Here is a 13,677-nt window from a genome sequence, read left to right on the forward strand (position 1 = left end):
AAAGAGGGATAAATTTTTTTATCCCTCTTTTTTGTTATTTTTGTTGACCAATACCCTCTGTGAAGCATGAATCATAAATTTATATTTGCCCTTGTTTTCGTTTGTTTAGCCCATATTAATCAGAGCTTTGCCCAAAAATCGCAGATCCAGGTGGCACAGAACAGCGTAGGCAAGCTGCAGGTCAGTATCGCCAACAAGGAAGACGCCAAAAAGCAGCTGGCTGTTATAGGAGAGGGGATTAAGGCGGTAGAAGCAGCCCAGAATGATAAAAAAACCAAGAACTGGCCCGAAACATGGTCGATCAAAGCGTACCTGAGCTCTTATGTGGCCCTGATTGACGACAACGAAGCCAATGCCGACAAATATTACGGACTGGCCACAGAGGCTCTGGAAAAAGCCAAAGAACTTGATAAATACCAGGCCAATTCTACCTTGATCAAGGCGGCGCATTATAACATCATGATCAAAAAGCAGGCTGAAGGCAACAAGGCTTTCCAGCAGAACGATTTCATGACGGCTTTTGGCTTGCTCAAACAGGTAAGCGATTACCTGCCTACAGATACGGCCATTGCGGTAAATGTGGCATTGTGCGCCCAAAACATCCAATCGTACGATGAGGCGCTGACGTATTTTAAGAGGGCTAAAGACAATGGCATCAAAAATCCGATTGTTTTTCAACAAATGGCCAGCATTTATGCCTCCAAATTTGAAAGCGAAATGGCTATCAGGATGTTGGAAGACGGCCTAAAGCTTAATCCTTACCATCCGTTTCTGACCAACGATTACATCAACTTGTTGTTGGACAACGAAAAATATACGCAGGCAGCCAAAATCATCGAAGGTTCTATAGCCACGGAAAAAAGGAACAAGCTGTTGCTGTTTTTATATGGCTATTTGCAACAATCGCAACTGAACAACAGCACGGGCGCCGAAGCCACTTATAAAAAAGCATTGGAAGTTGACCAGAATTATTTTGATGCTTTGTATCAGTTGGCCCTGGTTTACGTTAACAATGCCAATGCCGGACTGAAGGAAAAAAACAAGCAAAAATTCAATTCTTATGTGAACCGCGCCGAATTTACTTTGTTGCGCGCGCACGAAATCAACCCGAACGATAAGAATACCGTACAATTGCTCATTGAAATCTATACCCGTAAAGACAGGTTAGATAAGGTACAGGAACTCAAAAGAAAACTCAACGAATTTTAAGTGGCCGAGATGGTCAAAATAGAAGAAGCAAGTATTGTTGGAATTATTAGTTAACATAATGTAAATAGCAATACTTCTATTTTTACTGTGCTAATTCTTTGATAGATAGGGGATTACGAAATTATAAAAACAGATTTCCCCCGAAAATGAATTATAAATTCAGCACATTCTTGTGCTTTTGTTTTACCTGCAGGTATTTATCTGCAGGTATTTTCATTTAAACTGGTCGCTCATCGGCCTTTTTTTATGGAATTTCTATCAAATAATTCTCTTTAAAATTCACTTAAAAATTTTTCTTATGATTAAGATACACGCTCGCACGAGCCTATGTAAGGCGCGTACCCAACGTCTATTAACTTATTTGGACTGTCTAGAAGCTACCTTACCAAAGCCTAGTACTGTTTTGGCTGTTTCTCAACGTATGAAGTTGAGACAGGAACAGAAATATCGCAATTATATGAAGGCTATAAATATTGTCAGATATTTAGTAACTCCAAAGGCCGAGACACCCAATTTTAAAAATACAATGCAATACAAGTCTGGAAATGAGATTGTTCAATTGCATCGCAAAGGTAGGCCCCGCAAAATTCGTCAAATACAGGAATGTAAAAAGCCTAATTACTTTTCGCAGGTTCTTGCTAGTTAATTTCCCTGATTTCAGGTACTGTAACTATTATGATCCAAAAACTAAAGTACAGTTAGGTTCATTTACAAAAAATACACGTTTTTGACTATGGCGCTTGCCTGTTTTATTTGCGGTATTCCGCAAGCAAAGGCAACTTTATTTAGAACACGTCCTTTGACTTCTCTTAATGGTGAATATACCTGCCTTAAATGTATACAGCGTGATAAACCCACTATAATCAACGAAGCTAGTGCCTTTAGGTTGATTTCGGCTAGGTTTTATGTTACTCATTGTACAATTTGCGGTTATCTTAACTCTAGAGAGGATAAAGTTTGTGTTAGTTGTCAATTTCCTTTCAATTAATCTTTTATTACTTTTTCTTATGTTGTTATATCAAGTGCCTGTAGGCGCATATTTTTCTATTGTAGGTGGACGTAGTATTTTCAAAATGCTGTGTAATCAGCCTGATGGTGTTACCTATTGTTCGGTTAATAGCTGGACTTTAGTTGAGTTTAACTCTGTTGACGTTCTTTCTTCTGAAAAGCGTTTTAGATCATTGTGTAGCTATTGTACTCCTGTTGGGTTACGAAATCCTTTATAGGTTCGTAGATTAACGCCTCACCTTTCTTCAATAAATTAATAAATTTTCTCACTATGTCTTTACTCGGAAACTTTTCCGTGTCTGTGCTTAGTAGTACCACGGTTTTGAGCGTTGTACAGCTCGATGGGGACGAAAAGAAACTTATCATTAGTGGTATTACTTCAATTCTTTCCTTGATTGTTGTAGAGGGCTTTAAATCATGGCGCACTAGGCGTAGGATTAGGCGCATCAAAAAATCTTATGGCAGAACAAACCAGCGGTAAAAAAGTTACCTCTATTGGTCAGTTACGTTTAAAACGTACGGTCTTTAAAGACCCAAAAATTGTCCGTGTATATATGGATGCCGACACTTATTTATCTCTTAATCTTAATGCTACTTATGATGGGGTTACGCCTGATGAGTACATCCGTAACCTTATTGATAAGGATTTTGGTAACAGCAAAGTGAAGTCAAATGCTACCTAACAAATTTAAATTCAGAGTAGGGGACAATGTTCTCTATAATGGCAATAATTATGTCATTGAAAAGCCCTTAGAGGGCATGAACGGTAATTGGTACAAACTATCTAACAGACTTGGCTATGTGCAAGAAACGGAGCTTAAAAGGCAAATTAAGCGTTAGTATTAGCGCTACTAGTATTCTCGGTCAGAATGTTCAACTCATTATGACTAAGGAGGAATTTGTAGGTTACATGAATGATCTTAACGAACAGGATTTGGACGACTTTTTGTCGTTTTATGTTGAGTTTGTTAGTGTGCCTGTATCTAGGCTTAGGAATGACTTCCGTGCTAGAGTGCTTGATTAATCAGGTTAGTTATTAACGCCTCACCATTCATCAAATAAGACTTTAACTTTAAACCCTTGTTCGAAATGGTATAAGTCTATAACATATACCAAAGTATCTCACCAACGGGACTATTATTAATTAAACTTTACTTTTATTAATTAAACTTTACTTTTCTATTGTTCTTTACTCTACTAAAATTAGTTTATGAACCATGCGTTTTAGACGTCGTTTTAGTCGCTTTAGAGGTGTTTCCTTTAAGGTGAAAAAACAGCTTAGCAGAGCGAGGCGCTATGCTAGCAAAAACAAAAAAACTGCCACCACTTTAAAAACCGCTTTGTTAGCTGTAGGTGGTTATCTCGTTTACGATAAATTTCTAAAGAAAAATTAAGATGTTCGGTAGAAAAACAAATTGGTTAATGTACGCCCTTATTGCTGGCGTTGCGGGTTATTTCTTTAAGGATAAGTTGCCTGCTGGTCTTCAGGATTTTTATAACAAGATTGAGGAAAAGCTTAAAAAGTAGTTTTCCGTTCGCAATACTTGTTTAATTCTTTGTTTTCTTTTCTATTCATCTTTATTGCAGTAAATCATTTTTTGAAATGGTAATTAGAATAGATGAAACTCGTAATCAGAGTGTAATCAACACTACTATTAACGGTTTTTATCTGACCGTTATGCTTAAGGCTTTAGCCGAAAATGTTCTTATTAAAAAGACACAGTACGGCACAGGTCTTGATTTTGATGCTTCGCAGGTTAATGTTCTCGCGACCCTTAAAAGAGAGGGTAAAACCTATAGTTTGTTCAATACGAACTTAGGTTTATTAGGTGGTTTTCATTCTCACATGGGTGGTGGTAAGAATTGGCAGTTGGGTACTGACTACGTTAGGCCTGCTGTTGGCGCTAAACATCAAAACATTAGAACTTTGTTTATTGACCTCGGCGGTCATCTTAACTTAAAAGGTACTGACGAGGTTTTTATTGAGTGTACCGTAGGCCGTAACTCTTTTAAAGAGGGGGTTTTAGATACTTCGGTTTGTTATGTAGATATCAAGCCATGTACATCTATCGGTAAGGAAACTGGTATCTATCAGCTTTACACGGAAACTATTCAAGCGGGTACTACTACGGACAGCTGGAATTTAGGTGACAACGTAACAGATGTTGCTGTTTTGAATTTTGAGGATAGCGATGAAACGTTACAAATTCTTCAAAATATCCGTATTTCTTCGAACTATTGGGATCAGCAGTTTAATTTGCCTGACCTTATTACTCGCAACGTTCGTTTATTTGGCAGACAGCCATATAACAAGGGCTTTAACCGTGCCGACGGTGTTACCATCGATAGTTATGTTCCTGCTAGTCCGCAGTCGTTTTTTGTTTTAAATGGCGAAGAAATTGATGGTGCTACCTTGGATATCTCTTTTGATGGTTCTAAAGTAAATGCAAGCAAAAATTTCGTTTTGTATCGTAAATACGAAACTTCTTTAGAGATTATTGAGCGTTCCTTGAGAATGGAGCAAAAACATGCAACCGAAAAGCTTAATAGTCTCCCTGTTACTTTGTAGTTCTTTAAGGAACGGTTTATTTAACTTTTTCTTTATATAATCCAAAGATTTTAGAAATGAGTTTTTTAAAGAGATTGTTTGGTAAACAGCCGGGCGGTTCAATTTTCGGAAATCTCCTAAGGGGTGCAGTTAAGGCTATTCCTGTTGTTGGTGGCTCTTTGGGTAATGGAGGAAATTTGATACCCGCTGGCAGTACTGATGGCAAGACAAACGCGCAGATTGCGGGTATGTCAACAGGTGCCTATAATGGTTCTATTGGGGCGGGTATTGTCCCGCCCCCAAAGTCGCCCGACCCTCCGACCGTAGAGGGTGTTTTAGCGCAGGGCGGTTTTCCTGAAAAATCGCAGGTGTTTCCTAATGGCTCTGATCCAACCACTTTAAAGCAGGTTGAGATTGTTGGCAGGCGTGCTAGTAGTCCAATCGACGTTGATTTAGATTGGAAGCAGGGGAGGGTGAAAGTAGGTAACAATAGCGACCAAAACAATATGCTTTTGTTTGGTATGCTTGGTCTTGGGGCGCTTGTGCTCCTTAAACAAAAATAATTTTAACTTTTAAATTTAATACCGTGAGATTATACGAAGCTCTACACCAGTTGGCGGATAAGTATGCGCCTATGTCTGAACGTTCATCAGTTGATTTGCAAAGTAAGGCATCAGAAAATTACATGCGTGTTTTGGATGAAGCCGAAGAAATAGACGCTGTGAATAAGAAAAATGCCGAATTGAATTTGGCGTTTGATTTGGCTAAAACAGATGCTGAAAAAGAAAACCTTACGAAGCAGTTGGCTACTCCTCCTGTTGAGAAGCTTGAGCACAAGATTATCAGATTTGCCGAGAAATGGTGGGTTAGGTATCTTATTGGCGCTTTGTTTGTTTGGGTTCAGCCTAAAATTCAAAACTACTTAAATCCTCCACCACCTGTTGACCCTGACGATTTCGGTGAGGACGACCGTAGGTAATAAATCTTATATTTTCTTTTTAACAAACGCCCCTATAGTAATAGGGGCGTTTTTATGTTTAAATCAATGGCATATTTTTTAAATACTTTTGATAGGCATTTTAGGATTGTCTTTCAGCCTTATTCAAATTATAGTCTTTTTTACCGCAGACGTCGTTTTTTCGTTACATCTAGAACGCTTAGGAATTACGTTGGGTCTGATAACGCTAATACAGCCCTTTTAAGAGCTCTAAATTCCAGCGGGGATAAAGTACGCGTTAAACTTAGAAAGCACGGTATAATCGATTTTTATGTAAAATAACTTTATGAAAGAAATTGAAAAATACTTTCCGTTTATTCTTTTGGCATTTGTAGTTCTTCTTTTTAAACCTATATGGCGTCTGATACAATCTATTACTGCGATTATTCCAGAGGTTAACACTGCTCAAGGTGATAATTTTAAAAACACTGTTGTTGCAATCGAGAGGTCTGCTGGGGTAAAGTCGCAAATGACTGCTCTTAACGCTAGTAAGGCAGACCAGCTATATAAGGCTATGGATAAGGTTGGCACTGACAAAGGTGCTATCCGTTCTATTTTATATGCTAAGGATTTTGGCCCTAATCAACTGGGCGCTATTTACTCTTATTATGGTATTAGGGAATTGCATGCGTTTGGTTTTCCTGTTTTAAAGGGTGATTTGCTTGTGCATCTCCGCGATGAGATGGGGTCAGAGTTTGACAAAGAACTATCCCCGTATCTCGATAAACTTTTTAAAATGATTAAGTAGTATGGATTGGTTTGAAAAAAGACAGAATGTTAACGCGTACGATAGGGTTAACATAGATAGTTTGGAGTTTGTGAGAGAGTTTTTGAGCGCCCATCATGCTCAAAAGAAAATAAAAAGCATTAAGCCTTATGCGTTTTCTGTTGGCAGTAACAATCATGGTGAGGGTTTGAAGTTGGATTACGGTCTTACTAACTCACTTTTTTTTGGCAGGTTACAGATTTCTATAAATCCTAATTCTAGTCCTTTAGCATCTGAAAAGATTGAGATTAGATATAGGTCTTATTTCAATCATACCCCTTACGAAAAGTATATAACTAGAATTGTTGAACTCGAAAATATTATCAATGAGAGTTCATCTAGTTTGGAGCTTTTTGACAACTTGGAGATCACACAGCAGTCTGCTAAGTATGATTTCTATTTCACTTTTGTTGGTTTTAAAATCGATTTGATATAATGCCGTGGTCATATAGGAAGCGCTTTGGTAGTAATACCAAAAAAGCTTATAAAGAAAAGCTTCGCGTCGGTAGTAAGGTATCTTTTTGCGATGACGGTTTTTGCGGTACTGGTAGTATTGTAAGGATTATGAGAAATAGTGGCCTTATTGAAATTCGGGCTTACAGTGGCAAAACGCACGTTTGTTGGCCTAATTATGTTAAAAAATTAAATACAAGGCGTTATTAGTATGCTTGTTCAAAATTACACTTATATGTTTGCCGAGTTAGGCAGATGTAGATATCAACTTATAAGCAAACAAACTTGTTTGCCGTCTTTACTTTTTTTAAAGTTTGTTTAAATGTCAATAGCTTTTCAGAAATCCAATGGTGATGGCTCGAAGATGCAGGAATTGATTGATAAAGTTGGTAAACCTTTTATTGGTTTAGAAGCTTTCGATTTATATTCTTTTTCATCTCCTCATAGATATTCTAGGTCTTATTCTACTGTTTTTTCGGATGAATTGGACGAATGCTACGGTAGGCATAATTTTAGTTTCCATTTTCAGGAAAGTAACGGCCAAAATGCGATTGTTGAAGTTATTTTGTTTTTGGGTGGTTTACCCGTATACAAAAACGTTGTTGCTATGGTTGGCAACTCGGTCGCATCGAGAGATTTTGAGCTTATTGGTAAGTTTGATGAGATAGAGGTAAGGAGCAGTTCTGCTCTATCTGTTTGTCAGACCTATATCAATTTTAACGGTTATAAAGCGCCTCCTTTGCCCATTTTCAATTGGACTTTAAATTATAAAAATGAGCAGTTTGAGCCTTTTGCAGAAATGCGCATTATTCACGGTAATTCTCATGACGTAGTCATGAATTTTAATGAAAGCGGGTCGGAAGCTGTTGCATATACAAATAATGATTTTTTTGTTATTACAAATCTAACCGCTAATACCGCTTTGCTTATTGGTTATGAACTAAAGGTTGGCGGTATTGAAAACAAGAGTGCCGAACATGGGCAGTCTATTGTTATACAAATGTCAACCCTTATGCCTGGTACTACTGGCGATTTGATGGTGGTTAATCTTCCTGAACCTTAATTATGAAGCCGTCTAATAATGCTATTCAAGCTATTAAGAATAGGGAGAAATGCAAGCTTGTAAGCTATAAACTTGCTGGTGAAGATTATTATACTATTGGTTGGGGGCATCTTTGCGACCGTGACCCGCAGTTAAATAGGCCGAATGTTAGGATTACTCAATCGCAGGCAGATGCTTTATTGGTTAGGGACGTAACGGAGAAAACCAAGATTTTAAATTCTGTTATTAAAATCCCTATATCACAAAATTTATATGATGCCTTGGTTTCTACGGTTTATCAGTATAATCCAAATAACTCTACACTTAAGAATATTTTTAGGTACGTGAATTTAGGTTATGATACTGATTTTATAGGGCGTTTGATTGCTTCTATGCCGTCTAATTCTTACAATAAAAAAGCCCGTAGGGTAGACCAATTATTGGCTGTTACTGGGAAATTGTTTCATATAGATAAGGTTTAATATGCTAACATCGTTTGAAGCGTTGAGTATTTATGGTACTCCTAATGAAACTGGAAAGGGCTATTTGAAGACATTTAAAAGCCCTTTCCCTTTATATCCTGTTTGGGAAAAAAACGGTGTAAAAACCGATTATATTACTTGTCATCAGTCTATTGTTGAGCCTTTGAGTGCTGTTTTGAGTGATATCCTTAAAACTTATGGTTTAAGTAAGATACATGAGTTAGGCATAGATAGGTATGGTGGTTGTTTTAGTTATAGGAAGCAAACTAATGGTTCTACCTTAAGTCTGCATTCTTGGGGTTTGGCTATTGACCTAGACCCCGTAAGAAACCTGTATCATGAAAGTTCTAAAACCGCTAGGTTTGCTAGGCCTGAATATAAGCAGATGATTGATATTTTTTATAGGCACGGTTTTGAGAGCCTTGGCAGAGAAAAGAATTTTGATTGGATGCACTTTCAAATTTCTAAAAATTTTAATCCTGCTGTGGTAAAAAAGTAGATGAGGGCGGTGGAAAATCTACTGCCGTCCTCGTAATTCCTTTGGTTTTGGGTTTTGCTTTTCTTTATAAACTTTTCTTTTCGAAATAGCCTGTTTTAAGCCTTTTTAAAGCACTTATTTTCTTTGTTGGACTATGTCATTACTTTTTCTTTTAAGTGTCTTATATGGCATTTTCAATTTAAATAACTTCTGTTATGGACAAATTTATTTCTAGCATCGGCTATTTATGTCGAATGCTTGTGCTTTCTGTTTTGGTTGCTCTTTTTTCTCTTATAGGCTTTTTTATTTATTGCCGTGCGGTTAAGAGGCCGATAGTTCATTTTTTTCCTAATAAGCTGGAACGTAGGTGATGGCTGTTAAACATCAATGTTTTTTCTGTTTGGGTTTGCTGAACGAAAAATACATGGTTAAGCAGTATTCAATATCTAATCCTGATTTTTTTGTTTGGCGGTGTAAAAACCGCGAAAGATGTATTAAACAGCCTAAGCAATGAAAAATCCGAAAAAAAAAAACGTACTGAACGCCCTGTGTTTCAGTATAACCTTTTTGATAATCGCTGTGTAGATGTTATTGAAAAGGGTATGCCTTTAAGAAAAATTCCTATTAACTTATTAAAACTTAAAAAATGAAAAAGTCACGTCATAAGTGCGTTGTTTGTGGTAAAAAACGGTATTGGGAGCACTTGGCTATTGTTGGTATAGCTAATAATTGCATGAATGTTTATGCTTGTACTAATACAGGTACGTCTTGGCGTAGTAGATTTGATGAAAAGACTGCTTGTATTGATAAGCTGAAGAAATAATGTTCTTGTCCTGGGTTAGGACAATGTTCTCCAGGTAAAAATTGTCCAAGTTCTTAATTTATGTTAGATACTATTCATTTTCGCATTCATAATCTTTCAAGAAATGCCACAATTAGAAATCAATTTGCAACAACGGGAAAAACAGGGCAAACAACTGCCGAGATATCTCAAAGTACTTTGGAGAGTATTCAAGGGAGTACGATTAGGGTTAATCTTTTTCACGATAGCGATAACATTTTGCCTTTTGTTAGGCGTGATAGCTTTAATATCCCCTCTAGCCACTATAGCGTATCTTATGTACTCAACGAAGTTGCCGACAGGATAGACTTTAATGTGTCTATCCCTAAGTTTGAATGGGGTACTAATATTCTGCAATATATCCCTTATTACGACCAAAGTTCTGTGGCTGTATATAACCTTTTGATGAGTTTTTTTAAAAAGTTTTTCGGCTATTTAACTGCTGTTCCTTGTTTAGATGATTTGGAGATTGTAAGGCTTGACTTTTGTTATAATCAATTCTTTGTTGATAAGCAACAGGCTTTGACTTATCTTAATTGTCAAAAAGAGCTTTTGGTTAAATATGCTCGTAGTTCTAAGAACAACTACCGTACTTATGAAACATCTTTGTTTTATATTACTCGTCGGTATTCATTTAAGATTTATCATAAGGGTACAGAATTTGAACAGAACGACCGAAAAGAGATACTGAAAAAAAATCAGGATAATTTGCATGTTCTTAATCTTACCCCACAGCAGAAAGTTGACCTGTCAAAAAAGCAGTACAAAATTGCATCGGTTAAAAAGCTTCAATATGAGGCTGACAGGATTTTAAGGTACGAAATGACCTTTAGGGGTAGCTACATGAATTACATTCTTAAACAAGCCATATTCTCTCAGGATGGTGACGACAAAAGCATTTATCGCGATGTTTTTAACCAGATGGTTAGGTACGATAGTAGGGTAGGTGGCGATGTAATTGATTTTTTTAAAGACCGTACTGTTAAGTTTTTTTTAAAAACGGAATGGGACGTTCCAAAAAGGGACTTGAATGTTTATGTTCAATATCTTAGGGCTAGCTTTAATTTTCATCTGTTTGACCTTATGTATAAAAGGTTTTGGAGAAAGGTTAAGGATTACCAGCTTAATATCCCTATGACGCCTTATGACGTTTTGGCGAAGATTAAAGAGCATAATAAGAACGTCGAGCAAAAGAACCAGTTTTTAGCTAAGCGTTCTCAAAAGTCGCAAAAAGAGGTGAATAGATTGCTTATACCTGCTATGTTGAGCCAATACGTAGACGTTGAGAGTTTAAAGAGGTATTTGCCTAAAAGTTCGTTTTTTAGGCTTAAAGCTGACCTTAATAAGCTTGGTATTAATATGTATAATAATAATCACACAATTCCTGCTCCGCCTATAGATTATCAGGAATATAGGTATATATTTGGGAATAAATTTAACCTCACATTAAAATGAAAACATTAAAATTATTTGCTTTGGCTTTTTCTTTTTTTATTCCGTTTGCCGTTTTTGGCCAACATAAACCCCTTACGGAGCAAGACGGTATTTCTTTGAGTTATACTTTAAGTAAGATCAAAGAGGATGGTAAAAAGGATATTTACTTGATTGTTGTAAAGGCTTCCAATAAGTCTGTAGATGATGCTTTTTATCAAGCTCCAAAAAATGGTGTAAATCCTTTTTTTGCTAGTGTTACCGTTAGGAATACTGACGATAAGGTTTATTTAACTGGTACTGAAAGCAAGTTGCTTACGGCTGATGGAAAGCTGTTTTATCTTAAGAAAGGTAGTAGCTTATCTTTTGAAAAGGAGTTCAAAATAAACAAGGGTGTTGAGCCGGTTGTTACTGGTAGTTTTTACGGAGCTTTAAAGCCGATATCTGATTTTAGGTAGCTGTTAAAAAGTTGATAACTTTTATTTTGTTATTGGCAATTTTATTTTCTAACTTAGTAGCACGCTGGTTCGCACAGTGTACCCATATTGGGAAATTATGCGGTAGTACAAAATAGGGCTTAACCAAGCCCTTAAACTAGAAGATGCTAGTTAACATAATATAAATTATAGGACAATAAATTACACTATAATATTTAGCCAATCAGCATGGTAACGTGCCTAATTTCCTTAAGCCGATCGGCTATCAACGAAGAAAAGCTCCTTACGCCACGCGACAGAGCTGCTTTTTGTCTCAAATACACCTGTCAATCGTCTTTTTTATACCGTCGTTATTATTTTGCTAAACAATAGCTTTGTAAAAAGGTTATATTAACCGGCAATCTTAATGATTTACCCTTAACCAAAAAATGATGAAACCAAAAATGATTTGGGCCAATTTGGCCGTAAGCGATCTCGAGCGGACCACGGCATTTTATAGCACACTGGGTTTTAAGCCCAATGGCTCGAATAGCGAATTAACAAGCTTCATATTTGCCGAGAACAATTTTATTATTCATTTTTTCCTGAAGGATATCCTCGAAAAAAATACCAAGAGCAAGTTCGCTGATCCACAACAGGCAAATGAAATTATATTCACGATTTCTGCGTCAAGCAAAGCACAAACAGACGATTGGGCCAAAGAAGTAGAAAATGCGGGCGGAAAACTGATCACCAAGCCAGAAGAGTTTGGTGATGGTTATTACGGCTTTGTTTTTGCCGATCCGGATGGCCACCGCTTTAACGTTTTTTACATGTAAAACGGCTAATTTCAATAACGATTGAGGTATAAAAGCTATTCAGTTCCCAACCTAAAAACTGGTATAAGGATCTGCCTTCTTCGGTGGCTACCAAGAAATTCTTGAAAATACCTTTCGATAAGGCAATTTGTTCAAGTTCTTTCATCAACAAGCCGGCTAGCCCCCTCCTTCTGTACGCTGTTTCAGTTTTTATCCGGTCGTAAACAGCCAAGTCATCAACGAGTACAAGATGGCCTGAGGCTGCCAAATCCCCATTTAGAGCGATAATTCTTAGGGTCGAAACTGCACCTGAATAGTCAAATTTTAATCGAAAGCCTTCCGGCAATTCCGTATTGGGCATTTTCATGGGCTCAAGGCACGACATCATATACCCTTGGGGCTGTATAACCCATTTTTCAGGTATTTTACCATGCAATGCCGTTGGCGGCGCGCACACTTTAAGAAATACCCAGGGCTCATCGATATGATTAGCCAGCTTGAGGAAATCTTCGTTAAGTTGCGAAAATACATAGCGTGTCTTCTGCTTTTCGTAACCTACGTTTACCTTAAAACCCGATTTGAATGGAACCGGTAAAGGCAGTTTTCTCGATAAACACCAGGCTTTGAGCCATTGTTCTAAAATAAGCGGGGAAATAGGATGAGCCATCCCCTAAAAATAACTAATCAGCCATTAAAAGAATAATAAATAAGGCAATAACTCGACCATCGTTTTACAATTAAGCTTCTCATTGATGTTTTTCCGGTGCGTTTTAATGGTATAGCACGATACACAAAGCATATCGGCAATGGCTTCGTTGCTGTAGCCTTGCAAAATATGGTGCAAGACCTGTTTTTCGCGACGGGTTAGCTGCTCGAAACTTGCTTTGTTCGAGCCCAGAAAATCCAGCTGTTTGGTCAGTACATTGGTCAGCTTCCGATAAATTGCCAAATCCTCGATAGCAATCTCCAAACTGATAACGGCCTTTTGGCCATTCACCAAGGCAAGCTGCCAATCGTTGTTCGGGACAAGCGTGGTTAAGGTTTCCATTTGGGGTCGATTTTGTTTGGGTTTGCATTGAATTTAGCAGTTTTGGCTGCAGGATTTGAAAGCCAATTTGCCTGTTTGCCCTATAGCTTTGCCAAACCTGCTTTTCGCTTTGTGAAATTTAAGGCATCCTTTTATTTTTT

The 13,677-nt window shown here is 37.4% G+C and carries 16 protein-coding genes; 14 read left to right on the forward strand and 2 right to left on the reverse strand.

Annotated elements, in window-relative coordinates; all coding sequences use genetic code 11:
• Positions 1 to 66 precede the first annotated feature (66 nt).
• The 14 genes from AC6H1S_RS08860 to AC6H1S_RS08925 all read left to right on the forward strand — a co-directional run bounded on the left by AC6H1S_RS08860 (position 67) and on the right by AC6H1S_RS08925 (position 12,510).
• Positions 67 to 1,209, forward strand: coding sequence for a tetratricopeptide repeat protein (locus AC6H1S_RS08860; protein WP_497565934.1), 1,143 nt, complete (start codon positions 67 to 69; stop codon positions 1,207 to 1,209).
• Positions 1,210 to 2,675: 1,466 nt separating this feature from the next.
• On the forward strand, positions 2,676 to 2,900 hold the full coding sequence (locus AC6H1S_RS08865; RefSeq protein WP_497565935.1) for a hypothetical protein: 225 nt from the start codon (positions 2,676 to 2,678) through the stop codon (positions 2,898 to 2,900).
• A 920-nt stretch (positions 2,901 to 3,820) separates the two neighbouring features.
• Positions 3,821 to 4,786 (forward strand): hypothetical protein, encoded by a 966-nt coding sequence (locus AC6H1S_RS08870; protein WP_497565936.1) that lies wholly within the window; start codon positions 3,821 to 3,823, stop codon positions 4,784 to 4,786.
• A gap of 56 nt (positions 4,787 to 4,842) precedes the next feature.
• Complete coding sequence (locus AC6H1S_RS08875) at positions 4,843 to 5,328, forward strand: hypothetical protein (protein WP_497565937.1); 486 nt, start codon at positions 4,843 to 4,845, stop codon at positions 5,326 to 5,328.
• Between the two features lie 23 nt (positions 5,329 to 5,351).
• Positions 5,352 to 5,744, forward strand: coding sequence for a hypothetical protein (locus AC6H1S_RS08880; protein WP_497565938.1), 393 nt, complete (start codon positions 5,352 to 5,354; stop codon positions 5,742 to 5,744).
• A 304-nt stretch (positions 5,745 to 6,048) separates the two neighbouring features.
• Positions 6,049 to 6,510: a hypothetical protein gene (locus AC6H1S_RS08885; protein WP_497565939.1), complete on the forward strand. Its 462-nt coding sequence runs from the start codon at positions 6,049 to 6,051 to the stop codon at positions 6,508 to 6,510.
• A 1-nt stretch (position 6,511) separates the two neighbouring features.
• Positions 6,512 to 6,964 (forward strand): hypothetical protein, encoded by a 453-nt coding sequence (locus tag AC6H1S_RS08890; RefSeq protein WP_497565940.1) that lies wholly within the window; start codon positions 6,512 to 6,514, stop codon positions 6,962 to 6,964.
• Between the two features lie 339 nt (positions 6,965 to 7,303).
• On the forward strand, positions 7,304 to 8,044 hold the full coding sequence (locus AC6H1S_RS08895) for a hypothetical protein (protein ID WP_497565941.1): 741 nt from the start codon (positions 7,304 to 7,306) through the stop codon (positions 8,042 to 8,044).
• A gap of 2 nt (positions 8,045 to 8,046) precedes the next feature.
• Positions 8,047 to 8,505, forward strand: a complete 459-nt coding sequence (locus AC6H1S_RS08900) for a lysozyme (protein ID WP_497565942.1) — start codon at positions 8,047 to 8,049, stop codon at positions 8,503 to 8,505.
• Between the two features lies 1 nt (position 8,506).
• A complete protein-coding gene (locus AC6H1S_RS08905; RefSeq protein WP_497565943.1) occupies positions 8,507 to 9,004 on the forward strand; it encodes a M15 family metallopeptidase in 498 nt (165 codons plus the stop codon).
• A 440-nt stretch (positions 9,005 to 9,444) separates the two neighbouring features.
• Positions 9,445 to 9,633, forward strand: a complete 189-nt coding sequence (locus AC6H1S_RS08910; protein ID WP_497565944.1) for a hypothetical protein — start codon at positions 9,445 to 9,447, stop codon at positions 9,631 to 9,633.
• A gap of 233 nt (positions 9,634 to 9,866) precedes the next feature.
• Positions 9,867 to 11,279 carry a phage/plasmid replication domain-containing protein gene (locus tag AC6H1S_RS08915; protein WP_497565945.1) on the forward strand — a complete coding sequence of 471 codons (1,413 nt, stop codon included), beginning with the start codon at positions 9,867 to 9,869 and terminating at the stop codon, positions 11,277 to 11,279.
• Positions 11,276 to 11,713 (forward strand): hypothetical protein, encoded by a 438-nt coding sequence (locus AC6H1S_RS08920; protein WP_497565946.1) that lies wholly within the window; start codon positions 11,276 to 11,278, stop codon positions 11,711 to 11,713. The genes AC6H1S_RS08915 and AC6H1S_RS08920 overlap by 4 nt, the downstream gene beginning before the upstream one ends.
• A gap of 407 nt (positions 11,714 to 12,120) precedes the next feature.
• Positions 12,121 to 12,510, forward strand: a complete 390-nt coding sequence (locus AC6H1S_RS08925) for a VOC family protein (RefSeq protein ID WP_497565947.1) — start codon at positions 12,121 to 12,123, stop codon at positions 12,508 to 12,510.
• Here the strand turns inward: AC6H1S_RS08925 and AC6H1S_RS08930 are convergent.
• Both AC6H1S_RS08930 and AC6H1S_RS08935 read right to left on the reverse strand, forming a co-directional pair.
• Positions 12,491 to 13,156, reverse strand: coding sequence for a GNAT family N-acetyltransferase (locus AC6H1S_RS08930; protein ID WP_497565948.1), 666 nt, complete (start codon positions 13,154 to 13,156; stop codon positions 12,491 to 12,493). The genes AC6H1S_RS08925 and AC6H1S_RS08930 overlap by 20 nt on opposite strands.
• A 24-nt stretch (positions 13,157 to 13,180) precedes the next feature.
• A complete protein-coding gene (locus tag AC6H1S_RS08935) occupies positions 13,181 to 13,537 on the reverse strand; it encodes a response regulator transcription factor (protein WP_199138118.1) in 357 nt (118 codons plus the stop codon).
• Positions 13,538 to 13,677 lie beyond the last annotated feature (140 nt).

The organism is Pedobacter sp. TM02 (genome assembly GCF_059705275.1).